Below are 25,828 nucleotides of genomic sequence, written 5' to 3' on the forward strand. Positions count from 1 at the left end.
AGTAGCACCTCCTATACAGCCACATAGCGCTTTTTATATCTAATTTTTACCGAACCAGTACTATTTGGATCATCAGAAGAGAAGGAAATGACGTTCTCCCCAAGCTCTAGTTGAAAAAGAATAGGATCCGCTGAAAGGTCAATCCAGTGAAATGCATTTGTCCTGGTACCGTCAGCTGCCACAATTTCTACATACTTATTGCCAAATTCAGTGCTCACTTCAAGGCGATCTGTGGCCGATAATGTCCTTTTTATTCTGATTTTCTGGCCGGTAGTCTCATTCGTAACGGTCGGGTTAATGGCCGGACCATAGAAATCGATAATTACCGGGGTTGCTACATCACCATCATTTAAAATGGTTGCCCGGTTGGCCTTTTCTCCGAATTCTACCGGAAACTCAAAGGGGAATTCGAATTTACCTATCCAGGCTGAGAGAGACTCATTAATATCATTTACTTGCTTCCAGAATGGATTGGGGCACTTTAGGTGAATAAGGGACTTTTGATAGGTTGCCCCTCTGTTTTCAATGCCCGATGGGAAAAACGGAACACTCTCAGCGACTCCCCTTATTTCTTTAATCCCTGTTTCATCAATATACTGGAGGAGGCCTAAACCCAATTTTGGATTAAATATAGCTGATAACTCCCGGCGTTTTTGAATTAGGTCTTCTGGGTCGGAACCCCTAATCTTCAGCTCTATTGTTATTGGCCTTTCTTCAAGGTAGGAATCGATATAGTCACTTCCATCTTGGTATGGTGATTTTTGTGTTTGAATTTCAGCCTCTACATCACCAAGGCCATCTACTTTAATCAAATGAAAAGGAGGCCCATGTAATTCAATGATACCCCCTCTTGAATTAATGAAAATAAGCTTACTCAATTACATTACCTCATTCCATATTCCATTCCTAATCTTTGCAACATTTGCTCCTGTTTTCTTGCACTCTGGGAAGGTGTCGACTCAGCTGGTGTAAAATAATTTGTTATTTGCGGAGAGAATCCTTTCCCTTGATTTCCGCTAGGCATGTTATCTACGATCTTCTGTCCAATCATTCCTAAAACTGATGGAGATAATGGTAATGCCGCTTCCTGATAACTCTTGTTATCTCCCACCCCAATAAGACGAGGGCTATTAGCCGGGAATAAACCACCCTCGGCAAACCAATCAACATCAAACCCAGTTGGATAAGTAATTGTTTTCCCCAATATCGTTTTACTACCTGTGCTGAGAGAGAATTTAGGAAGTTTAGGTAATGATATATCAGGAAGTTTGAGTTTTAAATTAGAAAAGAATCCTTTTATATCCTCTATAAATCCCTTGATTTTCTCTTTAGCTGTTTGAATAGGACTAGTTATTTTCTCTTTTACTGAATTGAATTTTTCTCTAGCACTATTAACTACATCTTGAAATTTATTTTTGGCTCCTGATGCGAGCTCCTGAGCTCTGTTTATTGTTGCAGTTTTGGCTTCAGAAATTTCATTAGATATAGTCGATTTAAGGTTTGAAAATTTTTCCTTCGCCCCATTTAGTAAATCCTGAAATTTGTTTTTTGCTTCTGTAGCAAGTTCTTGAATCTTATTAACTGCCGCGGTTTTCGCTTCGGAAATCTTATTCGACACAGTAGTTTTGATTAAATTGAATTTTTCTTTTGTTCCATTAACTAAGTCTTGGAATTTCCCCTTGGCTCCAGATGCTAATTCATTGGCTTTATTTACAACTGCAGTCTTTGCATCCGAGATCTTTTCCGATATTACGTCTTTTAAAATTCCCCATACTAAGATGGTTGCTTGCTTAATGGCCTCCCACTTTTCTTTAATATCACTCCATAATTCCTTCGCCTTCGCTTTAACGGTATCCCAGTTACGATATAACAAGACGCCTATTGCGATTAGTCCAGCGATTAAAGCGACAATCCAGGTAATAGGATTAGCAAGCATTGCTGCATTCAAACCATATTGGGCAAGTGTGGCTAACAATGTCCCTGATCTATAAGCAAGCATTAATGTATTTATAACTCCAATGATTTGTAATCCTTTCATAATTGCAAGAAATGATCCAACAGCAGTTGCTACTCCGATGACAGTCTCCCGGATCCCTGGCCAATTATCGGCAATTAAGCTTGTAAATGATTGAATTCCTTCAAGGACGGTTGAACCTAAAGGAGCCAAGTCAGTAACCAAATTTTTAAAAACTTCTGCAATATTCCCAATCGTCTCTAACAATACCGGCCCATTTTCCTGAACATATGCAATAAAATCCTGAAATGCTGTTGAACTGCTTAATGATGCAGCCCATTCTTTAAATCGTTCAGTTAGGTTGAGCAATCCCTCTTCCATAGTTACACCTAAAGGGGTAAAAGCTTGCAATAAGCTGAAAAAGCCTTGCATTGTATTTCCTGCAATGTGGGCAAAGTTATAAAGTGCTTCAGCTGCATTAGTCTCTAACCACTCAAAAAATTCCTGGAATCCCCCATCTTCACCAAAACTATTCATTTCATCAAGAAGTTCATTGATTACATCTGCCACGTTCGTAATCGTTGGAGCAAGGCCTTGCAATAAGTTTTTAGTAAAGGAAAGGCTAGAGCTAAACGCTTCAAAAATCGGATCTTCGAATTGTTTTACGAAGTCAGACCAAAAGGACTTGAAGCTCTGAAGATCTTTTAAAGCTTCTCGTTGAGCCTTGCTCATATCAGCATACAATGCAGCTAATTCTTTTTGTGCAGCGATTCGTTCCTTGGCAGTGTCTGCATTGGCGATCTTTTCTTCAAGCTGTGCAACCTCGTCTGCTGCTTCAAACACCTGACCTAAGGCTGAAACAGTTACAGCACCAAACGCTACTGCTCCTATCCCAGCTGCGCTTAGGGAAGAACTTAATGCAAGAACTGCACCTGTTGCCGCGGCTGCAGCAGGAACAAAGGAAGTACCTAAGGTGATTGCAGACCCTAATGCAGCCGTTTTAAGTAAAGAAACATTAAGGCTTGCTAATCTTGACTGGATTCTCCTTAATCCCCTATTAATGCCGTCATCGTCAATTTGGCTTTCTATAACAACTCTTCCATCAGCCACTATCCCTCACCCCTTTCGCTTGGGATTTAAAGGTATTGGCAAGCGAATTAAATACGCTGGTTACGTCTCTTGGTCCATCTTCAAGTGAATATTGCTGTTTCATTTTCAAAACGTGCTGACGGTATTCTTTCGATGATTCCTTTTCAGAAGGTACCTTCATGATCCGATAGCCAATGACTTGCTTAAATGGTGAATTGTCGTCTAGATTATTAAGCAGTGCCTGGAATTTTTTCCAATGAAGTTTGCCTTTAAGATCAAAAAGATCCAATTTATAGGCAGCAAAAAAAGACGCATATATTAACTCAGCGTCTTTTGAATAATCATGTGTTTTTATTTGGGTCTCTCCGCCCTCATTCTTTTCGTCCAAATCGAATCCAAGAAACTCTCTTAATACAAATTTGAACAACTCATAAGCTTCTTCGAAAGATTCAAGTATTAACTCGTCATATTCGTTTATTAGCAATTGAAGGCCAAGAAAAATCTTTTCTACAAACTCGACTTCTTTATCATCAAACATTTCTAAGAATAGCAAAATGTTATCGAATGCCATATCAACATTGTAGACCTTTTCTTTATATTCGAAGTGGTCTTCGTCAAATGACATAGTTAAGGTAAAACCCATACTACTTCACTTTTTTCTTTTTAGTGTACTTACTGAGTTTTTCTTGCCTGCGCTCATTGATAATTTCGGCTACAGCAAAAACAATTGGAATTAACTCCTCGGTCTGTTCATCTGAAGTCTTATAAAGCTCTTCTCCTGCATGATCCCCAAATAAAACATCTAATGTTTCTAATGTAATCACTTTGAATTCTTCCTCAAGGTTCAGCGCTTCCTCAATAGCTATTTTATCCGCGTCAACGACATTCACTTTGTTAACCAAGTCATAAAACTTCTTCAGCTGCTCGCTATATTTCTTGCGGTCCTCGTCTGTTAGACTAACCTTATAGACTTTTCCAGCGATCTCTATTTCTTCATAGGACTTCTTAAACTCAAACTTACGCATAATATCATCCTTTCAAATTTAAAAAAAGAGCCGAGGGAACGGCTCTATTCTGTATTTAGGTAGCTGCAGGTGGAGTATACGCCGGTTTTCCGTTAAAGTGAATTTCAAATGAAATCTCACCTTTTGCACCGGCTGCACCGGATGGACCAGAAATATTAGCAATGGTACAAGCCCCCGTAAACTTTCCTCCATCTGGTTCGGTCCACTCAAAAGTAGTTCTGCGAGCTGAACCTAATTCAAGAGTTTTGCTAAAAATAAAGTCTTGTGCTGGATCACCATAAAAACGATGACCAGTAAAGGCTAAAACAGTTTGAGCACCAATTACATCTGTTTCTCCATAACCATCCCCATCCAAGTATTTATCCTGAGAAAGTTCCTCATTGTTGCTCGGTTCAACATTTGTGATGCCTTTTGCAATCAGAGACATAATGTCTGTGCCTGCTGTAGTATCTGTGCCCGTTTTAATCATGAAAGAATGACTGTTCATTAAATCAAAGGACATTATTAATTCCCTCCTTGCTCTAATTCAGCTACAAAAATAGCAGTATATATATGTTCATTGCGTTCATTTGTTTCCACCCAGCTAGGCAGAGTGGAGCATTCGCATTTAGTCATTAAAAAACTGCCGTCAGTGCTTGTTATGGCAGCTGATGACAGTCCATCTAATAATTTGAATATGGAGTTAATCGTACCCCTAGCTTTTATTACGCTCGGATCCTTAACCAATATTTGAAACTGGAATTGAAGTGTTTTCCCAGTGTTAATATACCTGGAACCAATAGAAGAAGGAACCTCACGCATTGCCACTGAACTAGGATCACTACTTAAAATAGGTGAAGTAATTGGAGCATTCAGTGAAACATTTTTCGTAAGATAATTGGATACTTGCTTAATAAAATCCACTTAGTCACCTTCTCCCATTAAAAAATCTGCTGTAAGGCACCCCAGCGATTTCTTCCCATCTCCTTAGATATGCTGCTTTGGCAGCTTCAAACCATAATCCTTGAGCATTGGGGTTTACATCTTTTGAGAAATTATATTGAGGATTGTAATACAACCGCCTGGCATAAGGAGTTCTCCATTCAATATGCCCTTCACCTAAACGGCTGTGGAGGACTCCGGAACTTTCTAAATACCTTTCTCGTTTAGGGATAAAGAAATTACTATCCTTTAACACCTGGGTATCTAAAGCAAGCTGAGCCTGATCCCTTGCATTATCAAACCTCCGCTGAAGATCCGTTTCATCGAAATTTACCCTGACATTAAAGTTAAGCATTTAAGTCAATCCAATCTCATAATGATGGAGTGCCAGTGCCTCAACTGGGTTCACTTTCTTAACATGCATCGTCTTTCCTGCAAACGTTACTTTTGATTTTTCAACAAATTCAAAAGGGCCACTAGAGGACGAATTCACCATATCATAAAAAAGCATCGCTTCGTACAGGAGCTCCTCTGAGTTAGTATTCTTCCGAATGTTTGATAAGGATTGGACCCGAACGTTAGTAAGGGTGATAGGAGGTAGAAAACCACTTTCTGTCGTTATCCCGTCACCCTCCTGCCATTCCTCATACGTGACAGTGTGGATCAATACATGCTTGGGGATAGGTTTAACCACGGACTGTCACTCCTCCGTTTAGGAAACCTGTAGCCCTTAAATAAGAAACAGCCGCCGGACTAATTCTCCGTTCTTCTCGAGATAATCCGTTTTGCCTTTGACCGTCCGAATAACTGAAGTTCCCAATAGAGACATTAGTAGGTGATGACTCTCCATGTACTGCACCTTCCCCTGCAATTGATAGGTACTCTAACTGAGCAGCTACAGCCTTTTTCACATTCAGCTGAATTACTTGATGCATAGTATCAAGATCAAGACCAACAAGAGCATAATTAGTAATATGATCAATGGAGTCACTCGCCCTCTCCAATAAACGAGGAAAGGCACCCGCATCTATTGGGGCACCCTTGTATACGTCAGTATAGAATGTTTGGTCAATGTAAGGCATGATTACTCATCCTTTTTGTCATCTGACTCTTTTGCTTTTGTCTTTCCTGATTTTTTATTTATCTCAGACTTTTTCGGCTCTGCATCGGGTTCCTTGTCTTCTAACTGTTTGTTCTCTACTGGATTATCAGCAGGTTCTTCCACCTTATAACCTCTATTCTTAAACCATTCAATTAGCCATGTATCTTCTGTTTCAGCTTCCCCATTAACAAACTGAAGGGAAGCACTAACCCCAGTATATTTAGGGTTAGGGCTTTTAATTTTAACCTTATTAGCCATCCAAAAAACTCCCTTCATTACTGAACTTTGACGTTTCGAAGTACTCCAGCTTTTCGAGTAGCTTTTAGAGCTACCGCGGCAACCATTTCCACTTCACCTGTTTTCACCGCTCCAGGTGCTTTAAAATCAGGTAAAAATGTCTGAATTACAGAATTTCCTGTAGGGGAAACACCATGAAAACCATCCATGCCAAGAGAGACTGCATAAAGGTCCGTAAGTCCTGTTTGCGCAGTTCCAACTGTCCGGTCTTCTATCGGAACAATTGGGACAGTAGCAGCACCGTTGTAGAAGTATCCCATGTCAATCATAGGAATACCATCATAGCCAGTGACTGGACGCCCGAATCCATCCTCAGACTTTGTAGCATATCCAGCACGACGAGCGATTGATTTAATTTTTGTGATTAGTTTGCTGTTACCCATGAGCATTGTAGGACGTCCATCGAGTTCAGCAAGGAAATTATCCAACTGGTCAAGGAATGCAAACTTGTTGCTTTCTAATCCGGATTCAGTGGAAAGATCAATTACAGCATCTGTGTTTATTTCTGTGTTTGAACCAGTAAGTGCCTTATCCAATCCGTCAAAAGCATTGGAGTCAACCGCCTCATCACCGTTAATAACTGTGTTATGGAAGAGGTTTGATGCACCGAGAATCTTTTGTTGCAGTTGGAAGTTCATTTCGTTGATCTGACCGGAAGTATCTTGAATTACACGGTCAATCTTAAACGTTCCACCAAAGATTTTTAGGTCAACCGTTAACTTCTCACGTTCTGCTTCGTTTGCTGTGTATTCGTTGTTGATTGATCGGAACCCAGCAGTTGAAGGTGTTTTCAAACGAGTATATCCATAAGTTAAAGTGGAACCCCCTGTACCAGGGGAAACAGCATTATCGAAAGTTAGAGCATCGAGTAAGAAAGATGCACGGCGGAATTCATCAATTACCTGTTGGTCAACATGATCTGCCATTCCGACCTTTGCTTGTGCTAATGTGATTGGCATTAATAATCATCTCCTAATTAATTTGTTGTTGAAAATTTTTGTGCTAAAGCTTCTGCGAGACTTCCCGGTTCCCCACCTGATTGCTTCTGATGCTGACCGGTTGTGAATTTAACCCCTGAGCCTTGCTGCTGTTGCTGTTGTTCTAGCTCAAACAAATATGAATCACTTTCTTTGATTGCTTTTAATTGCTCCTCTAGACCTAAAAGCTTATCTCCATCCAGCTTGATAGCTTCCTTATTTAGTAGAGCTTCAACTGCTTTTGGATTTTTAGCCTTGGCAACAGAAAGTGCATCCTTTAAGGCAAAATCAAAAGCCTGTTGGTCCAACTTGGCCTGATAATCAGCAGCAGTCTTTTTGTTCAACTCAGTCAGATCGTTAATTTGCTTAGTAAGCTCCTCGTTACCAGCCGCCTTTGTTTTTAAGTCAGACAACTGATCATCACGATCTTTAAGCTGTTTCTTAAGGTCCTTATTGTCATTGTTCACCTGGTTGAACTTCTCTTTTGGAAACCAATTGCCGTCAGAAACAATAGCAATTTTGTTTTCCCCTGCTTTCTGCATGACCTGGTTATATAAGTCCTCACCCAGCAATTCTTTTAAATCCATCTTAACCTCTCCTTTTTAATGTTTTTTAGCGTGTCACACCTCACGCAAAAGGTCCCGTTTCTTTATAGCGTCTAACCCTTAAAAAGACACAAAATAAAAAGCCTTAACCGAAATAGTTAGGCTCCTTTGGCTTTTTCAATTCATTTACTTCCTTCGCAAGATCAGTAATGTGATATATCATTTCGTGAAGAAGTTTATCTTGCTGCTCGACTTTGTTTTTTAACTCTTCATATTCTTTTTTGGAGACGAACATTAGTACACTACCACCCAATCATCCGCTAATACATCACTGGTAGAAGGCGTCCACATTGCATGGTCTCCTTGAGCTGTTTTGAGTTGTAAATAAGGTCTTACTTTAAATAAATCTCCTTCTTTATATCCCCACGCCTCCGCAGTTTGTTTATTGCAAGGAATTCCATCGGGATATCCTTTTTGATAAACAGCAAACATTCCTTTACCATTCCAGCCTTTGCGGGCAACTCTTTCCCCTTCTTTTAACAAGCAAATAGCAATATCAAACCCGAATTCAGCGTTCTCATGAACTAAGCCCTCTGTTGAACATAACATCTCACTACCAGGAACCTCTTTATAAGTGGCTTCAAATGTTTCTTGAGGAATCACCCATCTATCAGAAGGGTCTCCTTCATTCTGCACTAGATACCCTCCACATTTCGTCCTTTCCACTACTTCCAATAAAGCTGTTTTTTGATACTTTTTCATGGCTAATCCTCCTAATATATTTTTTCACGCTGTCTATTCCGGGTTCTTCCTGTATTCTTAATAAATTGCCTCATTTGGTGTTGAGCTTCCTTCAATTTCTCCTCAGCATCATTTACGCCATATGGGTCTTTCATTTCCATCATCATAGCAAGCTCTCTCTTTGCTTTCCGGATGTTTCTTTCCAAGTGCCGCTGCTGTTGGCTTTCCTCGTAGGCCTGCCGGTTCTCTTTTTCGTTATATGGCTTGTAGGTTTTGTGAGATAGCCCCTCAATGAATGGGTACTTAATATGTCGGCAATTAACACCAAATAAGCCCGCTGGATTCCCATAGGACGTTGTTGCAAAGGCTGGATATTTAGGATGTGTGCCGCTTCTTGAGTAGATACGACCTTGATATGGTGCACAGCCAGGGCGCGCTCCCAAGTGGCTTGATACTTCCAGTAGGTCTACACCGTAATCATCCATTCGGGCATCTTGCATATCATTGGCCACATTATTAACTGTAGACCTCATTACCATGTTCATATAGGCTTCAGTGGACCATCGTTTTCCTGCTTTATCGATAAGTGCAGGAACTCCCTTTTCAGCAGCTTTGCTGGCATACTCTCTAAGAGCCTGCTGAGGCGTTACGGTGCCAGCCAATACCTTACCCACCGTTTGATTAATAATGTCTAAATAGACCTGCTGAGCCTGCTCCAAAAGAGTCGTGTTTACTAAATTGAAAACATCAAGAGCTTGTCTTTGGTAAGTAGCTAACACGCCTTGTAAAGCCTGGCTTGCTTCAATACTGGGGGGCTGAATAAGCAACCCCATCTGAACAGCTTCCTGAAGAACAACTTCATATTCTGCCACTGTACTAAAGCCTGCCTGCTCAAGAGCCTTGGAAACCTCATTAACTGCAAGACCTGAATGCTTAGCAATTGTAATTATGTTTTGCTGGGTAAGCTGCCCTAACATGGAAAGTTGCTCTGTTTGCCAGGATACAATGTTATCCTCATCGAACAAAGACCGATGTTTTTTTAGCTGTTTGGCTATATTGATAAGCAGCTGCTCCTCTATCGACAGAAAAACTTCCACGGTTGGTATAGCTAATTGCTGCTGTTTGAGTGGATCCATTACTTAAACATCCTGCCTATTTCGATTTACACCGAAGAAGTCTATAGCTTCGGCAGTTGCAGTTGCTTGCTCGGCCTGGATTTGTTTCAGCATGTCCTCAGCTTCTTTTTCGGTGAGCCCGTGTATTTTCATAAGTGCATTCTTGCGTAATTGTAGTCCATTGGTGAGGAGCTTGATCTGCTCGTTAATATCCGCGTCTTTGTCCTGGGCTATTGAGTCATCAAAGGCCACAGTTACTTCATAATCAGCCGGGCGAGGAAAAACATTAAAAGCATCAGCAATCTCTACAATGGCGTCAACGAGCTCCTGAATAACTGCCTCTACATTTGTTTCATGGTCCTGCTTTGTCCGGAAAGTTTCGCTATTTTCACTGACAACCTCAGTCGCTGTTTTCACCCCTACACCATCAAAAGTGAAGGTCCCGGCATTGAAACCAATCTGCATGGCGAAAATATTTAGCAGTGCATTGATAGCAGCAACATGTTCCGTTACACGTAATTCAACGGAAATATCATGAACCTTCTCCGCATCCATTACGTCACCAAGAGGCATTGACTCATAGACCTCATCATCTGCATCAAAATACCGAGATACCTGACCAGTATTAGGGTCAACAACTGTCTTTATTGCTGAAGCAGGAACAATGATTCGCTTCTTACCTAATGCAAATTCCCTCTGGAAACTGTCAAAAGCGATATCTAATGTTTTGAGGGTGTCTAAAGCATTAGCAAAAATGGAAATCCCTAAAGGAGAATTCGTTTCAAAGTTATTTGCAATATTAGGTTTAAAATATACGAAAATCGTTTTCTTGATTGTATGGAAAATGATCTCCTCTTCCAGGCCCTTGAAATGGGTAGACAGAGGTACTTTCACACCTATTTCATTGTCACTCTTTGATTCATACAGCTCATTTTTGATGACGTATTCTCCATCTTCCCACAAGTGCCATTCAAGATGTGTGTAACGGTTATTTCCTTTTCTGAACGTGCTCACAAAAACGCCCTCAGTAATTCTGAAATTATCCCATGCTAAGGGGATGAAGCAGTCTGCTGTTGTATAGGAGACCTTTATCTTTTCATCATCAAAGTATGCTTTCATAACCATGCCACCAAGAGCAAAGCCGTATTCCAGGTAGCGCCGAAACTCTCTGTTAAACTTATTTTCCTTTAGAATTTCTTTGATCGTTTTTTCAAGAGATTCTTCAGAAATATTAATCTCACACTTTTCATTGAAGATCAGTGTAGCCATTTTTTGTGAAGCTACTTTCGCCATTCGCATAGATGCTCTCTTACGCTGCTTCTTGCCGTTTATGGTCATATAAGACGTATCATGCCAATCTTTGAAATATCCCGTATATATGGCCTGCCACATTTCTATGCGATCATACATTTCATCATTCACGGGGATATCTCGATTTTCTGAAAGCTTACGGATCCCTTTTATCAGTCCCATTTTGTACATCACCTGCCTTATGCGGGCCAGCATGTTTTTAAACATCGGTTGTCACCGCCTAAATTACATATCGTCCTAAATTACATATCGTTTATAAAAATAGTTATTGCTGTATCTGAATTCATCCAAAGCATGGTTGAAATCATCAATTGGCTTGCCGTTTTCGTCTCTGGCGTACATTCCAACCTCTTTTATAAAGTGGTAATGCCCGTATTTTTCATTTTCCACAAGAAAGAATTGCTTATTGGTTAATGAGTTTTGAGCACGTTCAATCCCGACCTCAATCCCTTTTACTGTGCCTTTAACATCTTTTGAATTGTTGTCAGCTCCTGATGTAGGTATGCCAATTAATCTCAACTCTTCACGCAAAGATTTACAGGCCGGATCCACGAAAAACTCTGTATAGCGCATCTGGAATTTTTCTGTACACCATTTTACAAACTCCTGTATCTCTTTTGCATACACAGACATGGCTTTGACCTGGCCGGTTTCTTTTCCTGAGTGGTAAAAATTAGCCATTCGGTTCAATCTAAACTTTGTTACCCCTTCTTCATCCGTATATCGAGTAACAATATTGCAGCTGCATGATGTAGCGTCAGATTGTCCACCGTCGGCAGTGAAAAACATTTCATATGGTTCACCAAGCAGAGCAGGCTTAATGTGCTTGTCCATATCGAACATGCCATAAATAACACCATCAGGGATTACCCGCTTCCCTTGCCAGTCCCGCTGAAGGAGATAAGGGTTTTTTGAGAGAGTTTCATAAATCTCTTGTTTCCGTTCCTTTGTAAGAATTGGATTATCATGAATGGTCCAATGTCTCCATTTAGTGTTTTGAACATCAAACACCTTTTCGATAACTGGATGGTTAGGTGCCGGTGGGTTTAGATCAGCAAGATGATATCTCATTCTTGCAGCAAAGGTACGTCTGAAACACTCTTGAATCATATCCATATGCAACAAATTTATTTCACAAAATACTACAGAGCCTAGCGACATACCGGTAATAGCTTTTACACTATCAACCTTACCGCCACCTTTGTAATAAACCTTTTTAATCCCACTTGGAGTATGAATTTCTAAATGGTCTCCAAGCTCATCATGTTTAACCTTAGATAAATCACCAAAGATATGTTTTAGGCCTGTTCCATCGCCATCAACAAAAAGCCTATAAGCCTGTTCTTGGTTATAAGCTGTAATCAAATGATTTTCATCAGGTGTTAACGTCAAATAAAGAGCATATCTAAAATGACCGGCGGTTGTCTTTCCGCTTCTGGGCGTACCTTCATTAACTTCAAGCGTATGGGTAAAAGGAGCAGTAATAACTTCACGTTGTTTAGGAGAATAAACTATGTTCATTTGTTCTCACCATTAAATGCATCAATAAGTGATTCAAGCAATCCAGTATCTTTCTTGGTTCCTTTAAGCAGCTTGGTGCGTTCCTCAATGAATTCTGTTTCTTTTTTTACTTTTTGGATGCCTGTTTGTAATTGCTCGAGCTTCAGACGTCTTTCATCATCCATTGACGTCATCTCCTCAAACTGTTTTATCAAGCTTCTAAGCTCACCCATTGCCCTGGACTGGGCATTTAAAAAAGTTGCATGGCGATCCCAAGCAAACTGAAATTCATACTCTTCCTCAATAACAGACTGCTCTACTCCGCCACCATCCTCTTCTGACCGTGGATAATACTCATGTTTTGCTTTCTTTAACTCTTTAATCATTTCTAGTTTACTCTCAACAAACATAATTCTCTGAGCTCGAATGATGGCAGCATATTGAATCTGTATTTGGTCCCAGATTAAATCAGCAGGGGAGTGTTCCTGCATCTGCTCCATAATCTCAAGTGTTTCATCTGGGAGGAACTTAGAAAACATGCCATGTTTTTCAGCTGCCTTGTTCCGTTTTGTAAATTGATTGTTTGGATTTGGGTTTCCGCTTCTATTCCTAGGCGCATCCTTATTTTTTAGGGTTGCAACCTTTTGCTTTTTGGTTGCATCCTTTTTAGTTGGATCCCTTGACCATCCCTCTCGGCTTTTTCTGCTTTTTAATGTCCCGATTTTGATATCGTGCTTTTCAGCAAGTGCCTTTAATGTGATCTTAGAGGTCTCAAATTCTTTTCTAATTTCATCCCAGTTCATTACATGGCACCTACCTCCTTATAATTTTTCGCAAAAGAAAAAGCACCCCGAAGGATGCTAACATCATAAATTCCAAGCTCTTGCTGTAGCTTGCAGGTCATCATTAATTTTTTGTCTTTGTGTCTCGGTCTCGATTGAAACATATGATACGTTGTCCAAATTAATAATCTTATCATTATGCTTAAACCATTTATCGCTATTGTTTAAGGTTACAGAGAAATCAAAGCTAGGATCCTGTTTTTCTTCAATGTCTACTCGTTCTCCGTTATTCATGTAAAACTTAATATAGAACGTCTCCATGTCCTCCCTCCTTTCGCCTATTAATTCGACAAAAGGAGATATTTTCCTTCAAAATAAACCTCTTAGGTTGAGGTAATATCTTTATTCACACTTTCGAAAGATAATCCTAACCTCTGAGTCCTCTTTTGTTATAGCAGGCGTTTCTTGCCCTGGTCCAACAATGGCTGCTGCAATGATGTAGTTTCCTGTAAAAATTGCTTCTTCATTACTTTCTTCAACTAATTTAATCGTTGGGATATGAATTGGGTGGTCATAAAACCAATCCAACTCCTGGTCTTTATATTCATCTTTAGAATCCCTACTGATAAAAATAAAATCTGCCTTATGCCAGCCATTTTCTTTTAAATAACATACTGGATCTTTCAAACTAATCACCCCCTTACCTAAACTTTCGATAAGAGGGTATATTTTCCTGCATTACCTATTCATTAATAAGTGGCAACTGTACGTCTTTTGCACGTCAAGAAAATAAATTAAGCTGCAAAATTTTGTACTTTTTTCTTTGCCCTCTCAACATATTGTTGGACAGTACGTCTGGAGATGCCTATTTCAGCAGCAATTTGCGCGTAACTTTTCCCTTGAGCCATATGCAATAAATAGCACTGTCTTTCACGAGCAGATAGATCCATAAGAACCTCAACAATTATTAGTTTTTCTTCATCATCTAGAGAACGCTTCGGCTGCTCTAAATTGATTTCAGGGAAAATATCCATGTTCATAAGGGTTGTTCTCTGATATATCGCCCTTCGATCAATCCCTCTCCTATTTCCTGGGCGTCGCCCTTTTCTCATCCATTCCAACGCATACTGCATATCAGAGATCATTTCACTAACAACTTTATGTTCTTCTGCATCTGATGGGATGTCTAAATTCAATTTTTCCCTGTAATCCTCTAAGGCTTTTTTGCCGACATTGTATTCTTTAATCATATTTTCAACCCATGTTTTCATCTTATATTCCTCCATCTATTATTAGTTGCCAGAAACGCTCAAATTGGGCAATTTGGTTGCAGAGAGTAAATCAAAATAAAAAGGACACCAAACAAACGCATAAGCGCTCATTCAGTGTCCTCGGTTCTTCCGTAAGACTTATTAAATTGCTTCCTGGCCCATTAAACGAACTCTTTCATTTTTTAATATATCCAACACTTTTCCATCTTTCCAGATGGCTGTGTACTCACCGTGTCCAGAAACAGGGGCGGGTACTGCAGTAATTTGACCATCCTTTACAACGTATAAGCAGTTTTTCATAAGATCGACTTCAGCTGTCATGTTTTCTATATTTGTTTTCACCAGGAACCCCTCCCATGTGTTAAAATAACATTGGGTGGCCGGGAGAAGTCCTGGCTTTTTTATTAATCTTAGGGGGTACATAGCTTGAACGAAAAAGCTTTTGAATTTACACTTGCACTGTTCATTCTTGCAATTGAATGGAGTGCACTTATCAAAATAAACTCGATTTTATAATTGGTCCCTTTATAGGGTCTTTTTTTATTTAACAAAACCTACCTTTTGTTAATTAATCTCCGAATAACCTCATCTGAATGAATAAATGTCCCTCTTTCAAAAAATCGGTCAACTTGACTAGATTCATACTCCTTCCCTTTAATCAAATATTTTGTGGCATTTTTGTGACAGTTTTGTCAAAACTGTTCCATACTTCTGCATAAATTTAGATAATACTCTTTGTGTGTTTTTTTTATCCAAGTTTTCAAAAATACAGGAGAGTGTAATGACGATTCAAACAATGCCTGATAAATTATTAATTTCTGCGTATTTGGATGCTGTTAGATTAAAACTAAACAATGAATTTATAGAATTATTGTTTAGTGAAATCGAACGTAGAAATATTAAACATTTATTACCGAAAGATTTTAAAAACTAACAAGAGAAAACATCTATAACGAGTAAGGCCACCCCTCCACTGATCACCTGCACCTAGATAGGCCCTTGCTTGTAACACAATGCTAATTCTGTTTCAAATTACTTCAAAATAACGTCATTTGCTCATCTTCTGTACACCATTCTTTCAGAACTGGGTAAAGATAAAATGATTCTCCATCGATTTCATAAAAAGGAATTTCCCCAACTGTATAACCCTCTTTAAAAATGACTTCTTTTCCCTCAAGAGCATCAATGTGAGACAACAGAATCTTTTTAATATTCCTATCTGCGTGCTTTTGGAATGCTTTTTTGCAAAATTTCACAATGTCACTCCCTTACTCTTTTGTTTCATTCCAACCTCGACCATCCAACCACCTATCAATATTTGCTATAAATATATCTAATCCACCGAATATACCTTTTTTATCAATGTGAAGGGCATAACCAGAGAAGTCTGGCCCCTGATAAGAGCAAACGCCCTGATACTTCTCATGCTTCCGGATCAGCAGCCGTTCCTTTCCTCTTAAAAATTCCATCTCTTCGCCCTGTTTTAAATCGATGATTTGATCTTCCAGGGCGAAAGAGAATAAATCTAATTGCTTCATCCCCTCACCGCCTGGGAAACTTAAATTATTCTTTTGTTACTTTAAGACTACTTTCTTGTAGGATTTTCCACATTCTTGTCGAACTATGAATTTAGAGAGGAGGTGGAAAAATGGCTGTATATTTAATTACTTACGATTTAAATAAAAGTGGTCAAAACTACGAATCCTTATACAAAGAAATTAAGGCACTCGGAGATTGGTATCACTTTATGGATTCTGGTTGGTTTGTTGATGTAAACACTTTTACTTATCCAAACGCCACTTCAATAAATGATAAATTGATTAAAGTAATTGATAAAAATGATTGGTTATTTGTTACCATGGTAACCTCTGATCGAAATGGTTGGTTACCAAAAGACGCGTGGGATTGGCTAAACAGCAGATCCTAATAAAGATAAGGATCTGTCATTTTTTTATTTTGTGAATTTGTTATTTCAACGGTCTCTGTTACAGCAGGGGCTGTTTTTTCGATATTTATCAATTGAATTACATCATCTTCATAAACTTCTTCCACATCAGAGTATTCAGCTGCGATTTTTTTTATTTTCAAAGCATCAACATTGATAATTTGAATCCATTCATCTTCATTAATTTCCTTATGATCAACAGTTGTACATAGCCGAAGTTGGCTTCTTAATTGATCAAGCCATTTTGCTTTTTCTCTAAGCTCATCAAAATCTTGTATAGAAATTTGAACAGTTCCTTCAACCTTCATTCTTCATCCCTCCAGTTTTTATGAAACATAGTATAAAATTAGTTATCTAAAACGGTAACTCTTCTGGCAGCTGGGCTGTCAGTTCCAGAAACCACTTCTTATCATTTGTTGCTAATGCCAGGTTAATAAGTGACAGCAAATCATCTTCATTTTTCACATCTTGATAGACTGCTAGGTGTTTGGAAGAAATCCATACATTCACATTTGGGACAACTTTGTTCCCCTTAGAATCTTTCGTAATTTGCACCTTAAAATCGTCTTCAATCAAATGGCGCCTAATAATATACCCTGTGCAGCCTTTTAACCTTGTATTAACTATTTCAACCCATTCGCCCTCAGCAAAAGCCTTTTCAGCTATCTCCACTCAACTCACCCCTGTTATATAAATTTAGAACAATGACAACTGCTCATATCCGTTAAACTCCTGTACATCTTCTGTATAATCGTGATCACTTTCCTCAAATTCCAGTATGATCTCATCACTTATCTGCTCAGTTTCAACTTCTACAAAGCCCGAAAACCAATGGAGAGGATAGCAGCCGCCACACCGTTTAAGCTCCCGGTCATGAAAGAAATACGCGTGTGTTTCTTTCGGCTCTATGTAGTATTCTTTCAGCTCGGTAGATCTATAGCCTTTTCTCCTCCAGATGAGGGATGCTTTATATAATTTTTCCATATCAAGTTCAATCTCCCTTACCTCTGGTTCTTCTGGCCAAAGTTCTTGCTCGTATACAGCAAACCAATCAGCCTGATAGCAACCTGTATGAGCATTTTTGTTAGGAAAATTCGATACATAAAAATGTTTGGATCCGTTTGGAAAGAGATAATACTGCTTCCCTTTCTCCAGTACTGCTGACTGGCTGTCATCTATGCAAACACCCTGCAGCATCCTTTCATCCTCCTAACCTCTAAGTTTCGGTATCTCAGCTCCACCCAGCTTTTTGCAATCCGTTCCCATCCGGGAGGAGCATTTTCTGTATTGTTTACAGCGAGAAAAACAAACCATCAGTTTATCTTCTTGCCTTACCCAGGCTGGCCGATCGTCTACGATTAGTACGCTTTGCACCTTTCTTCACAGCCTTTCTTTTCAGTTTTTTCAATTTATCCAGCTCGATGAATCCGAGATTCTCATCAAAGGCAATGACCTACAGCCTATAGAGGTAAAGTTTATCGAACAGCTTCGCTTTTAGCTTAAAGGCCTCTGTCTCTACGCCCTTAACGTCGATGACCTCAATGGATCCATCCAAATGCTTCACTTCAAAATCAGCCACATATTCAATTTTCCTGATAGTCTTGCCGTTTTTCTTAAACCCTTCTTGGAGCAAATATCGTGGCTGCAGTTTGAAGGATTTTATCTGCTTAGCCTGCATAAGCCACTTCAGCTGCTCGTAATATTTCGCCTCAGCCAAGCTATCGAATTGATGGCCGTCGCGTATTGTTTTCTTGTTGCCATACTTACTCATTCCTGATCCTTCAACTCCATTTTCAACTGGTCTTCATCCGGCTCATTTTTGAGTTTCTCGAGCTTTCTTTCACAGATGGGACCTATCCCTTCGCAATGCTCTTCTTGCTCTTCAGTGGCCGATTGCAACCCGGACAGATAATCGTTTTCGGTTGGGTCATAGCTTCCAAGTGCTATCCTCCTTCTCAGTTCAGTATGTGCCGCATCCTTATCGTCGTATTTTGCTATGTAGAGTAACTGGCCCAAGGTTGCGGCTTTAAGATTCATACTGCGTTGTGCTTTTCCGAGTAACATTTCACACATGGGCCCTCCACGTAGTAATAATTAGGCTTTCCGCAATCCTTGCAGGTTTTTGAGTAGGTATTCCAGCGACGGTTGCAGTCTCTGCATTCAAGTAATAAGAGGTCATTGCGATGGCTTATCACCGTACCATTGGCTCTACATTTAGGGCAGCGTGTAGCCGGTTTAACATTTTTGATATTCATAATCTTTCTCCTTTCAGAACCATTTATTGCTGTCATGATCGATGTTGGTTTTTCTAAAATGGGCTAGAGTCAATTCCCTTTTCAAAGAATTATTATCCAGTGAATAGATGGAGGTGCCGTCTCTCGATTCTGTGATGCCTAACTTTTCAAGTTTTTCGAGGTAATTTTTTCGCATCATTTGCTTAATAAGGCTTGGATCTTTCACAGATTCAAAAAGTATCCCCATGATCAACTCTCCGTCCCCGATTTTAATTTTTTAAGCTTTTCCTGTAATTCAGCCTTTTTCCGAGCTAGATCATCCTCTGGCTTTGCTGACTTTTCCTGCTTAGGTTGATTAGATTCATAAAACCAATCTGGCAGCATTTCCGTCCTTACAGCTCCTTTTCGTGGGTATGGCTTGATCTTAGCCTTGTTGAATTTTTCCTGTTCAAAAGCTCTAACCCGGTCTAGTGAATCGATCTTGTTATTAGTCCATTCCTTCAAGAGGTATTCAACAAAGCCGAAATAACGTTTATTTTTGTTATCCGCTATTGTGATTGCCTCGTTAACGATCTCTGTTTTCCCTCCGAAATCATCCACCCACTGATACAAGGAGTGCGACTGATTAGGGGACAAACGGCAGAGCAGTTTTTCAAAAAGCTGAATGGGATTCTCCACCGGTGCAGTAGTAGTAGTATCTTCTTTACATTCTTTAATTCTTACATTCTTTAATTCTTGTTCTTGTTCCGATAACGTTTCGATAACGTTTCGATTTCGTTCCGATAAAGGTTCATTAACCGTTTCGATTAGCGTTTCGTTATCATCGTCAAACCCTTGGTATTCGTGATATTTGAGGATAGTGAATACCGTTCCGTAATCCGTTTCGCTAACGGACACCATTCCTTCTTCAACTAATTTCTTAACCGAACGTAAAACTGTGCTTTTTGAGACCTTTTTATAACCTCTTTTTTCCTTGTATTCGAGATCTTCAGCGAGCTTTGAATAGGAACGGAGGTACTGACCTCTCTTTAGTTCAATGCCCTTTACTTTTACTCCATCCTTATGGACAGCCTGCAGAAGCAGCAATGTGAAAAGTCGAAAAGTGGTGACATCATGCCATATCTCGTTATCTAGTATCTTTCTGTGAAGCTTTATCCAGCCTTGCACCTATGTACCTCCTTCCTATCAAATTAATTTTTCTCGTAGACAGCGAATCCGTTTTTGATACCTTTTACAACATAATCCGGATAGCGCCGCATATACTGTAGTACAAGCTTTTTTAAATGCTCTTTATCCTTTGCCTCCTCCCAGATCCAAGCTGGAAGGAGGACGTTTGTTTTGTTATGCATCTTCAAAATCTATGTCCATGGATTCCTGGGCGGACATTTTTTTGTCGTTTTTCTTTTTCTTCTTAGGGTCTGCATCAATGATTTCAGGTTCATCATTGGATGAAGGATCTTCCTGCTTCTGTGAATCGAATGGGACAGGCTCGTCATATTCATTCGCCTCATCCGTAATATCCTTAACCTCACGTTCCTGCTCGTCCTCTGTGAAGGCTTTTTGCATATCGATAGATAAGATTCCCCATTTACCTAACATGTTCCTCAGAACCGTTTTCATAGCCATAGCATCGTAATCAGAACGCCAGACATTATTGAGAGACTTCTTATCCTTTGCCTTGTTGTGCTTAATCCTATGAGCTTCCACTTCATCTCTGGTCCAGTACACGGTCTTTTCAAAGCCGTTAACTAGTTTGAAATAACCGCAGTAACCGATAACCTTATCACTCTTCTTAGCATCCAAATCAAGGTCAATTTCCTCCGTCAGGCGATTCCATTTAAGGAGCTCCCCTTCATAAACCGGAATAACGTTAATGGCCTTGTATTGGCCACTTCTCAAAGCCAACTGAATGTAGCCTTTATAACCCAGCTGGAATTGTGCCGCCTTATGGCCTCTTTTTGAGTCATAAAAAGCGACAATCCAGGCATAACCTAAGTTTTTATCAACTGGTAGATCAAGGGATGCAGCAACCATTGCACTTGAGACAATGGACATCGGCTCTGCTTCTCTCAGACCAACATCACCGTTATATAAGTTAAGAACCGATGCCATAAATTGTGGCGCCTTCTTTGCTAAAACCTGTTCAAATTTCTTTTGCATGGTAGGTGTATTGAGTAAGCCCTTAAGGCCAAGAGACTGAGCAGAAACTTGCTTTGCTGACGTCTCTTGTTTATTGGCTAATTGATTTTTTAAAGCTGAATTTGTAGCCATATTTAATCCTCCATCTTCGCTTCAAGTTCTTCTATTTTTTCCTCTAACTCCTGAACCCGGTCATCAATCTCATCAGCAACTTCTTCTAAAGCAACAAACATATTTGGGCTCAAATCGTCTTCGTTATCGTCCAAAAACGCTTCTATGAGGCCGGCGATTTCTGATTTTCTCATTTTAGCTGGCATTATTTAATCTCCTTTACAGCAAATTTTCGGAACGAGGATTCTTTCAGCACCTCTTTGTAGATGTCTGGGAACTTCTCTTTAAGAGCCTTAGAATCTACACTATTTCGGCTCTGATTCTTCCAGGTGACAACAAACTGATCAGTGATTCCGGTTTCCGCATCCTTCAGCTCTGCTTTTATTTTGTTTTCAATTTCCGTCTTGGCTGTTTTAATCAGCTTTTCATCCGATTTCACTTTTTCGTATTGAACTAACAAGTCTTTGTAATCAGACGGAAAAACAATTTCTTTATTTTTCTCGGCACGATCATACTTTTCTTTCAAATACTGCTCAGCTGCGCTGGATCCATCCAGCTCCGGCGCATGTCCTTCTAGTACGTGATATTCCCAGAAGTGTTTTTCAGCGTTGAAAATCATATCGATAAGTTCCTGGTCCCGTTCGACTTCTTTCCAGATGAACTTGTTACCGCCAATAAGGACTGCAATATAGCCTTTTTCTTTATCAATAACACCAAGATAATGCTGGACCTGTACAAGGTAGCTGGCCGGAATTTCTTCGCCTTCCCACTCTTTGGCAAGATAAGCACTGGCTGTTTTACATTCCAAAATGGCTGATTCCCCAACGATTAAACGGTCCACGTTTGCTTTAATAAAAGGATAATCCCGGTGGCTGTACATGAAGTTTGTCCGTCGGACCTTCTTGCCTGTGCGCTTTTCGAACTCCTTGGCAACCACATTTTCCATTTCGTTGCCCCAGTAAATTGCCTCATTATCAATTTCCATTGGCTCAACCTGACCTGTTTTTTCAAGCCAAAGCTCAAATGCTGTACGGTATTTATTAACCCCAAGAATGATTCCAGCATCACTGCCGCCTATTCCCTTTGCGCGTTCTTGCAGCCATTCAAACCGGCTCATATCCTTTGTAGGAATTGCATTGTTAATTGCCATTATTAGTCCTCCCTTTACCGCCATCAGGCGATATGCTACAATGACGGTACTAAAATTGTTTTTTAAAATTTCTTTAAACCCCTGACTCCTGCGCCAACAGGAGTCTTTTTCATGCATTTTTGAATTCAAATTCCATGACTTCTGTTAAGAACCGCTCCAGGTTGTCCTTCAAGATGATTTCACCGTCATATTCCACTATGTCATCACCATCAAGGATTTCGTCTCCAAAATAATCGATGCCCGCATGTTCCGGCTGGGCAGCCATATTCGGAAAGCCTGTCCGCTGAACTTGTTCGATCAAAGGGTGGTCTCCCATAATGCTCCTCCTCTCTATGTATTTGGTGCTTTGTTCACACCGCGATAAGCCGAAACGTAAGAGGTGGGGGTGGTAGATATCCGCTCCGACTTATCGCGACAGGAACAAAGGTTCTTGCCGCACTATTCTAGTGGTGGTAGAATAGAAATATATCCTGGTGTTGAGTGGCAGTGAGCTGTGGTGAGCTTACTGCTTTTCTTTTTGTTCTGCTGTAAAATCCCCAATCAAAATCCCCATAATAAATACGAAGTAAGTTCCGCAAATCATTGCCAAGACATAACCTAAATCCACTGTTTAACCCTCCTTTGGGGTACTGATTCTTACAGCCCAATCTATCTTTACGCCTTGGCTTTTAAGCTTTTTTATCAATTGGTCCAGCTTTTCTCTTTTACTCACTTCTGCATCCTCCTAGCCTTCAAAGTTAATCGCCATTCTCTGAATAGCTTTTTCATTGAAAAGCGATATTCCCTGCATATAACTGCGACAAGATTTATCATGCTTGCTGCCGCATCCAAAATCTCAAAAACCGTTTTCTTCATTTCTTCTCTTTCCTGCTCCGTTCGTGTATGTATGGGTTTCACCCAGGAAACCTTGCTTAGATGATCAAGAGCTTCTTTTGTTTCTGCCTGCACCAGGAACACCATGCTGGCTGGGTGCTGATCAATATACTCTCCATTGAAAAACGGAATGGAGACTTCGCCAGCCGCATCATGCCAGGTGGCGAAGTAAAACTCCACATCATCCAATGACTGGGCAATCGGCCGGCGCATATCCTCTGGTAAATTTCTAGTTCCGGTTTCATATTTTGCTAGACTCTCACGAGAACAAGGTAGTTCAAACGACAGTTGCTGTTGAGTGAGTTCCTGGCGTTTTCGAGCTTTTGCAAGCTCCGCGCCAATCTTCATATAAAGTTCCTCCTTTTGTACCAATTACCAAGTATTCTTGTGACTGAGACAATTGGTATATTTTAGTTAAGATACTTTTCTAGGAATCCAGCTTTCTATGTAGCGAAGAGCCGATTGAAGCTCCTTTCTCTTCACATCTTTGTAGCTTGCTACACCAAAACGGTCTTTGATTTCGCGATACAGTTCTCTAAAAAGCCTGGCAGCTTCTTTCTTTTCTTGCGTAAATTCATAGACCCTGTGAGCTACACCTTTTTGAAGCCGGCGCTGTTCACCGCTGGTAAGAGTGATTTGCTCTTCGACTTTATGGTCAATTTCATGGACGAGCTTTCTAATTTCATGCTGTTCAGCTTTTAATGATTGAGTATCCTCAACCAAATCTGCTGTTGTTCTAAGGACAGTGACAAGAGCCTGATCTTTTGAGAGAGGAACAACGTTCTCTTTAATGGAGTAGTATTCATCAACCAACATTTCGTAAGCATCCCAAGCCTGATTGGTGTTTAAAGATTTTGCATGGAGCCATGCTCCTTTTTCTGTCCAGAGATAAAGAATTGATGTGAATTTTAGGCTGTCGTCAAATTGACGTGACCCTTTGAATTCTCTAAGTTCTTCACCTGATAAAGCGAAATAGTGCTTACCTTGTTCATAACGATCTGCATTTCGTTGGAAATTACGATTGATAATTTTTGCATCTGTTCCAAAAGCTTCAGCCAGTTGGATTGTTGTTAAAACTCGCTTTCCTCCCTGGCTAATGGGTTGTAGTGAATTCATTACATCGCCTCCAAACTTTTTTGTTCTTGATCCCGCATCCAGGCATTAATTGTTTCTATTGAAAAGAAAATGCGCCGCCTTACTCGGAAATGAGGGATTTGTTTTTCGCGGACCATGGTGTAAATTGTGTCGATGTGAACACCGATGTAATCAGCGACTTCTTGGGCAGTTAATGTTTTGCGCTGCATTTTAAAGTGCTTTTGCGCAATTAGTCTTTTGAGTTCCAATTCAGCACCTCCTAGTGTTGAGTGTTATCCAAAATTTCTACAGCTCCCAAAAGATGAGCGATGACTTCTTCATCTGAATATCCATCGTACTTTTTGTGTAAGGTTCATGGTGTAGCCTCCTCAGATCATTTCGATACAATCGGTATCAATTGATACCTGAAAAAGCTCAGGAAACAATTTTCTGTCTGAGACACCATATAATTGTTCGAACTTTTGCATGGTTTCTCTTCCAGGATTACGTACACCCTTTTCAATTTTCCTAACATAAACTTCTGAAATATCTAATATTCCAGCGACTTGCTTTTGTGTTAAGTTCCTTTTAAGCCTTTCATTAACAAGTCTTTGTCTCAATTGTTTCACCTCTCTACGATACGTTTTGTATCGTTTTCTGATGTTATTATATATGATACGTTTTGTATCGTCAACTGATTTTTGATACATTTTTTATCATGACTTTATTTCGATACATCTTGTATCTATAATGTTGGTATATATGGTAAGGAAAGGGATTTTTTTATGATAGGAGATAGATTAAAAAAATTAAGAGGAAAAATGTCTCAAGAAGATGCCGCTAAAAAAATCGGTATTTCTAGAGCGAGATTGTCTCATTATGAAACCGGAAGAAGCGAACCAGATTCAGAGATCCTTGGAAGGCTTGCAAAATTTTATAACGTTACTACTGATTACTTAATAACAGGAAAAACATCTATTGATAATGCTGAACTATCTGATAAAGACGAAAAAGATATCGCAAAACGAATGGAGGAATTTAGAAAAGATTTAACCAAGCAAGATGGTTTAAGCTTCAATGGCGAGCCGATGAGTAAAGAGGCTATTGAATCTTTAGCAGAAGCCATGGAATATGCTTTTCGCCAAACACAAAGGATTAACAAAAAGTACATCCCGAAAAAATATAGAGATAAAGATTAGGGATGTGGGGGCGATTTTGTTGGATTGGATCAAGAAAATAGTACAAGACCTGAAAAACAAATATAACACAAACGATCCATTTGAACTGGCGAGGTTTAAAAATGTACATATAATTCCTTGGAATTTGCATGAAGAAATTAATGGATTCTACAAATACGATAAAAGAAATAAGTATATTTTTATTAATAGTAATTTAGATGAAATTTCACAAAGATTTGTGTGTGCCCATGAATTAGGGCACTCGCAGCTTCATCCTAGAGTTAATACACCCTTTTTAAGGGAAAACACTCTTTACTCTACAAACCGTATAGAAGTTGAAGCTAATACTTTTGCTGTCGAGCTTATTATTCCTGATTCTGTAATTAATGAGAACTACCAAACTACTATCTATGAAACAGCTGCAATGTATGGTGTGCCAAAGGAAGTTGCACACCTAAAAAAATTTTAATTTTTATTGGTTTTTTTATCCACAA

General features: G+C 39.6%; 42 protein-coding genes and 1 pseudogene. 4 read left to right on the top strand and 39 right to left on the bottom strand.

What is annotated here, in order from left to right; translation table 11 throughout:
- Nucleotides 1-11: 11 nt before the first annotated feature.
- The 22 genes from L634_RS0108720 to L634_RS32595 form a co-directional block, all read right to left on the bottom strand.
- Nucleotides 12-878: a phage tail family protein gene (locus L634_RS0108720; protein ID WP_026582121.1), complete on the bottom strand. Its 867-nt coding sequence runs from the start codon at nucleotides 876-878 to the stop codon at nucleotides 12-14.
- 5 nt (nucleotides 879-883) lie between these two features.
- Nucleotides 884-3,064 (bottom strand): hypothetical protein, encoded by a 2,181-nt coding sequence (locus L634_RS0108725; RefSeq protein ID WP_026582122.1) that lies wholly within the window; start codon nucleotides 3,062-3,064, stop codon nucleotides 884-886.
- The gene (locus L634_RS32250; RefSeq protein WP_051428293.1) at nucleotides 3,057-3,686 is read right to left on the bottom strand and encodes a Gp15 family bacteriophage protein; all 630 of its coding nucleotides are present in this window, start codon (nucleotides 3,684-3,686) and stop codon (nucleotides 3,057-3,059) included. The genes L634_RS0108725 and L634_RS32250 overlap by 8 nt, the downstream gene beginning before the upstream one ends.
- Nucleotide 3,687: 1 nt before the next feature.
- Nucleotides 3,688-4,068 carry a hypothetical protein gene (locus L634_RS0108735; RefSeq protein WP_026582123.1) on the bottom strand — a complete coding sequence of 127 codons (381 nt, stop codon included), beginning with the start codon at nucleotides 4,066-4,068 and terminating at the stop codon, nucleotides 3,688-3,690.
- A gap of 55 nt (nucleotides 4,069-4,123) precedes the next feature.
- On the bottom strand, nucleotides 4,124-4,570 hold the full coding sequence (locus L634_RS0108740; protein ID WP_026582124.1) for a phage tail tube protein: 447 nt from the start codon (nucleotides 4,568-4,570) through the stop codon (nucleotides 4,124-4,126).
- Nucleotides 4,571-4,572: 2 nt separating this feature from the next.
- Entirely contained in the window at nucleotides 4,573-4,971 is a 399-nt protein-coding gene (locus L634_RS0108745; protein WP_026582125.1) for a phage tail terminator protein, read from the bottom strand.
- 4 nt (nucleotides 4,972-4,975) lie between these two features.
- Nucleotides 4,976-5,344 carry a minor capsid protein gene (locus L634_RS0108750; RefSeq protein ID WP_026582126.1) on the bottom strand — a complete coding sequence of 123 codons (369 nt, stop codon included), beginning with the start codon at nucleotides 5,342-5,344 and terminating at the stop codon, nucleotides 4,976-4,978.
- Nucleotides 5,345-5,683, bottom strand: coding sequence for a putative minor capsid protein (locus L634_RS0108755; protein WP_026582127.1), 339 nt, complete (start codon nucleotides 5,681-5,683; stop codon nucleotides 5,345-5,347).
- Nucleotides 5,676-6,071: a hypothetical protein gene (locus L634_RS0108760; protein ID WP_026582128.1), complete on the bottom strand. Its 396-nt coding sequence runs from the start codon at nucleotides 6,069-6,071 to the stop codon at nucleotides 5,676-5,678. The genes L634_RS0108755 and L634_RS0108760 overlap by 8 nt, the downstream gene beginning before the upstream one ends.
- A 2-nt stretch (nucleotides 6,072-6,073) precedes the next feature.
- A complete protein-coding gene (locus L634_RS30870; RefSeq protein ID WP_034262314.1) occupies nucleotides 6,074-6,349 on the bottom strand; it encodes a hypothetical protein in 276 nt (91 codons plus the stop codon).
- Between the two features lie 17 nt (nucleotides 6,350-6,366).
- Nucleotides 6,367-7,347: a major capsid protein gene (locus L634_RS0108770; RefSeq protein ID WP_026582129.1), complete on the bottom strand. Its 981-nt coding sequence runs from the start codon at nucleotides 7,345-7,347 to the stop codon at nucleotides 6,367-6,369.
- 17 nt (nucleotides 7,348-7,364) lie between these two features.
- Complete coding sequence (locus tag L634_RS0108775) at nucleotides 7,365-7,952, bottom strand: phage scaffolding protein (protein WP_026582130.1); 588 nt, start codon at nucleotides 7,950-7,952, stop codon at nucleotides 7,365-7,367.
- 103 nt (nucleotides 7,953-8,055) lie between these two features.
- Nucleotides 8,056-8,205 carry a hypothetical protein gene (locus tag L634_RS33340; protein ID WP_157452377.1) on the bottom strand — a complete coding sequence of 50 codons (150 nt, stop codon included), beginning with the start codon at nucleotides 8,203-8,205 and terminating at the stop codon, nucleotides 8,056-8,058.
- Complete coding sequence (locus L634_RS0108785) at nucleotides 8,205-8,519, bottom strand: DUF2829 domain-containing protein (RefSeq protein ID WP_051428297.1); 315 nt, start codon at nucleotides 8,517-8,519, stop codon at nucleotides 8,205-8,207. The genes L634_RS33340 and L634_RS0108785 overlap by 1 nt, the downstream gene beginning before the upstream one ends.
- Before the next feature lie 164 nt (nucleotides 8,520-8,683).
- Nucleotides 8,684-9,787, bottom strand: coding sequence for a phage minor capsid protein (locus L634_RS0108790; RefSeq protein WP_026582132.1), 1,104 nt, complete (start codon nucleotides 9,785-9,787; stop codon nucleotides 8,684-8,686).
- Nucleotides 9,788-9,790: 3 nt separating this feature from the next.
- A complete protein-coding gene (locus L634_RS0108795) occupies nucleotides 9,791-11,284 on the bottom strand; it encodes a phage portal protein (RefSeq protein ID WP_026582133.1) in 1,494 nt (497 codons plus the stop codon).
- A 30-nt stretch (nucleotides 11,285-11,314) separates the two neighbouring features.
- Nucleotides 11,315-12,598, bottom strand: a complete 1,284-nt coding sequence (locus L634_RS0108800) for a PBSX family phage terminase large subunit (RefSeq protein ID WP_026582134.1) — start codon at nucleotides 12,596-12,598, stop codon at nucleotides 11,315-11,317.
- Nucleotides 12,595-13,380 (bottom strand): phage terminase small subunit, encoded by a 786-nt coding sequence (gene terS / locus L634_RS0108805; protein ID WP_026582135.1) that lies wholly within the window; start codon nucleotides 13,378-13,380, stop codon nucleotides 12,595-12,597. The genes L634_RS0108800 and terS overlap by 4 nt, the downstream gene beginning before the upstream one ends.
- 63 nt (nucleotides 13,381-13,443) lie before the next feature.
- Nucleotides 13,444-13,680 (bottom strand): hypothetical protein, encoded by a 237-nt coding sequence (locus L634_RS30875; protein ID WP_034262317.1) that lies wholly within the window; start codon nucleotides 13,678-13,680, stop codon nucleotides 13,444-13,446.
- 81 nt (nucleotides 13,681-13,761) lie between these two features.
- Nucleotides 13,762-14,046 carry a hypothetical protein gene (locus tag L634_RS0108815; RefSeq protein ID WP_026582136.1) on the bottom strand — a complete coding sequence of 95 codons (285 nt, stop codon included), beginning with the start codon at nucleotides 14,044-14,046 and terminating at the stop codon, nucleotides 13,762-13,764.
- A gap of 107 nt (nucleotides 14,047-14,153) precedes the next feature.
- Nucleotides 14,154-14,630: a sigma-70 family RNA polymerase sigma factor gene (locus tag L634_RS0108820; protein WP_051428294.1), complete on the bottom strand. Its 477-nt coding sequence runs from the start codon at nucleotides 14,628-14,630 to the stop codon at nucleotides 14,154-14,156.
- A 141-nt stretch (nucleotides 14,631-14,771) separates the two neighbouring features.
- Nucleotides 14,772-14,972 carry a DUF3954 domain-containing protein gene (locus L634_RS32595; RefSeq protein WP_026582138.1) on the bottom strand — a complete coding sequence of 67 codons (201 nt, stop codon included), beginning with the start codon at nucleotides 14,970-14,972 and terminating at the stop codon, nucleotides 14,772-14,774.
- Nucleotides 14,973-15,411: 439 nt separating this feature from the next.
- Here L634_RS32595 and sda point away from each other — a divergent pair, with 439 nt between their 5' ends.
- The gene (gene sda, locus L634_RS32600) at nucleotides 15,412-15,564 is read left to right on the top strand and encodes a sporulation histidine kinase inhibitor Sda (RefSeq protein ID WP_084028872.1); all 153 of its coding nucleotides are present in this window, start codon (nucleotides 15,412-15,414) and stop codon (nucleotides 15,562-15,564) included.
- A 103-nt stretch (nucleotides 15,565-15,667) separates the two neighbouring features.
- On the opposite strand, the gene L634_RS0108840 is transcribed toward sda, so the two are convergent.
- Both L634_RS0108840 and L634_RS0108845 read right to left on the bottom strand, forming a co-directional pair.
- Nucleotides 15,668-15,886, bottom strand: a complete 219-nt coding sequence (locus L634_RS0108840; protein ID WP_026582139.1) for a hypothetical protein — start codon at nucleotides 15,884-15,886, stop codon at nucleotides 15,668-15,670.
- A 12-nt stretch (nucleotides 15,887-15,898) separates the two neighbouring features.
- The gene (locus L634_RS0108845; protein WP_026582140.1) at nucleotides 15,899-16,168 is read right to left on the bottom strand and encodes a hypothetical protein; all 270 of its coding nucleotides are present in this window, start codon (nucleotides 16,166-16,168) and stop codon (nucleotides 15,899-15,901) included.
- A 110-nt stretch (nucleotides 16,169-16,278) separates the two neighbouring features.
- Between L634_RS0108845 and L634_RS0108850 the strand changes: the two genes are divergently transcribed.
- Nucleotides 16,279-16,557, top strand: coding sequence for a hypothetical protein (locus L634_RS0108850; RefSeq protein WP_026582141.1), 279 nt, complete (start codon nucleotides 16,279-16,281; stop codon nucleotides 16,555-16,557).
- On the opposite strand, the gene L634_RS0108855 is transcribed toward L634_RS0108850, so the two are convergent.
- From L634_RS0108855 to L634_RS0108945, 15 genes and pseudogenes are all read right to left on the bottom strand, one after another.
- Nucleotides 16,554-16,883 carry a hypothetical protein gene (locus L634_RS0108855; protein WP_026582142.1) on the bottom strand — a complete coding sequence of 110 codons (330 nt, stop codon included), beginning with the start codon at nucleotides 16,881-16,883 and terminating at the stop codon, nucleotides 16,554-16,556. The two genes, L634_RS0108850 and L634_RS0108855, sit on opposite strands and share 4 nt — an antisense overlap.
- 46 nt (nucleotides 16,884-16,929) lie before the next feature.
- Nucleotides 16,930-17,247: an IDEAL domain-containing protein gene (locus L634_RS0108860; protein ID WP_026582143.1), complete on the bottom strand. Its 318-nt coding sequence runs from the start codon at nucleotides 17,245-17,247 to the stop codon at nucleotides 16,930-16,932.
- 24 nt (nucleotides 17,248-17,271) lie between these two features.
- Nucleotides 17,272-17,772, bottom strand: coding sequence for a hypothetical protein (locus tag L634_RS0108865; protein WP_034262320.1), 501 nt, complete (start codon nucleotides 17,770-17,772; stop codon nucleotides 17,272-17,274).
- A 121-nt stretch (nucleotides 17,773-17,893) separates the two neighbouring features.
- Nucleotides 17,894-18,346 (bottom strand): annotated as a pseudogene (locus L634_RS30880) (DUF1064 domain-containing protein).
- The gene (locus tag L634_RS0108880; protein ID WP_026582145.1) at nucleotides 18,343-18,648 is read right to left on the bottom strand and encodes a hypothetical protein; all 306 of its coding nucleotides are present in this window, start codon (nucleotides 18,646-18,648) and stop codon (nucleotides 18,343-18,345) included. The pseudogene L634_RS30880 and the gene L634_RS0108880 overlap by 4 nt, the downstream one beginning before the upstream one ends.
- Before the next feature lie 195 nt (nucleotides 18,649-18,843).
- Nucleotides 18,844-19,056: a hypothetical protein gene (locus L634_RS0108885; RefSeq protein ID WP_026582146.1), complete on the bottom strand. Its 213-nt coding sequence runs from the start codon at nucleotides 19,054-19,056 to the stop codon at nucleotides 18,844-18,846.
- 2 nt (nucleotides 19,057-19,058) lie between these two features.
- Nucleotides 19,059-19,976 (bottom strand): DnaD domain protein, encoded by a 918-nt coding sequence (locus tag L634_RS0108890; RefSeq protein ID WP_026582147.1) that lies wholly within the window; start codon nucleotides 19,974-19,976, stop codon nucleotides 19,059-19,061.
- Nucleotides 19,977-20,150: 174 nt separating this feature from the next.
- A complete protein-coding gene (locus L634_RS0108900; protein ID WP_026582148.1) occupies nucleotides 20,151-21,080 on the bottom strand; it encodes a recombinase RecT in 930 nt (309 codons plus the stop codon).
- 2 nt (nucleotides 21,081-21,082) lie between these two features.
- A complete protein-coding gene (locus tag L634_RS0108905; RefSeq protein WP_026582149.1) occupies nucleotides 21,083-21,265 on the bottom strand; it encodes a hypothetical protein in 183 nt (60 codons plus the stop codon).
- Nucleotides 21,265-22,233: a YqaJ viral recombinase family nuclease gene (locus L634_RS0108910; RefSeq protein WP_442852695.1), complete on the bottom strand. Its 969-nt coding sequence runs from the start codon at nucleotides 22,231-22,233 to the stop codon at nucleotides 21,265-21,267. Before L634_RS0108910 ends, L634_RS0108905 begins: the two co-directional genes overlap by 1 nt.
- A gap of 85 nt (nucleotides 22,234-22,318) precedes the next feature.
- Nucleotides 22,319-22,603 carry a YqaI family protein gene (locus L634_RS0108915; RefSeq protein ID WP_269521505.1) on the bottom strand — a complete coding sequence of 95 codons (285 nt, stop codon included), beginning with the start codon at nucleotides 22,601-22,603 and terminating at the stop codon, nucleotides 22,319-22,321.
- 314 nt (nucleotides 22,604-22,917) lie between these two features.
- Nucleotides 22,918-23,430, bottom strand: coding sequence for a helix-turn-helix domain-containing protein (locus L634_RS0108930; RefSeq protein ID WP_026582152.1), 513 nt, complete (start codon nucleotides 23,428-23,430; stop codon nucleotides 22,918-22,920).
- Between the two features lie 66 nt (nucleotides 23,431-23,496).
- On the bottom strand, nucleotides 23,497-24,198 hold the full coding sequence (locus L634_RS0108935) for an ORF6N domain-containing protein (protein ID WP_026582153.1): 702 nt from the start codon (nucleotides 24,196-24,198) through the stop codon (nucleotides 23,497-23,499).
- Nucleotides 24,198-24,386: a helix-turn-helix domain-containing protein gene (locus L634_RS0108940; RefSeq protein ID WP_026582154.1), complete on the bottom strand. Its 189-nt coding sequence runs from the start codon at nucleotides 24,384-24,386 to the stop codon at nucleotides 24,198-24,200. The genes L634_RS0108935 and L634_RS0108940 overlap by 1 nt, the downstream gene beginning before the upstream one ends.
- 159 nt (nucleotides 24,387-24,545) lie before the next feature.
- A complete protein-coding gene (locus tag L634_RS0108945; RefSeq protein ID WP_026582155.1) occupies nucleotides 24,546-24,776 on the bottom strand; it encodes a helix-turn-helix domain-containing protein in 231 nt (76 codons plus the stop codon).
- Nucleotides 24,777-24,941: 165 nt separating this feature from the next.
- Here L634_RS0108945 and L634_RS0108950 point away from each other — a divergent pair, with 165 nt between their 5' ends.
- Entirely contained in the window at nucleotides 24,942-25,355 is a 414-nt protein-coding gene (locus tag L634_RS0108950) for a helix-turn-helix domain-containing protein (RefSeq protein WP_026582156.1), read from the top strand.
- 19 nt (nucleotides 25,356-25,374) lie between these two features.
- The gene (locus tag L634_RS0108955) at nucleotides 25,375-25,803 is read left to right on the top strand and encodes an ImmA/IrrE family metallo-endopeptidase (protein WP_026582157.1); all 429 of its coding nucleotides are present in this window, start codon (nucleotides 25,375-25,377) and stop codon (nucleotides 25,801-25,803) included.
- Nucleotides 25,804-25,828 lie beyond the last annotated feature (25 nt).

Source organism: Bacillus sp. J33 (assembly GCF_000518885.1).
In the GTDB taxonomy this organism is placed as follows: Bacteria; Bacillota; Bacilli; order Bacillales; family Cytobacillaceae; genus Cytobacillus.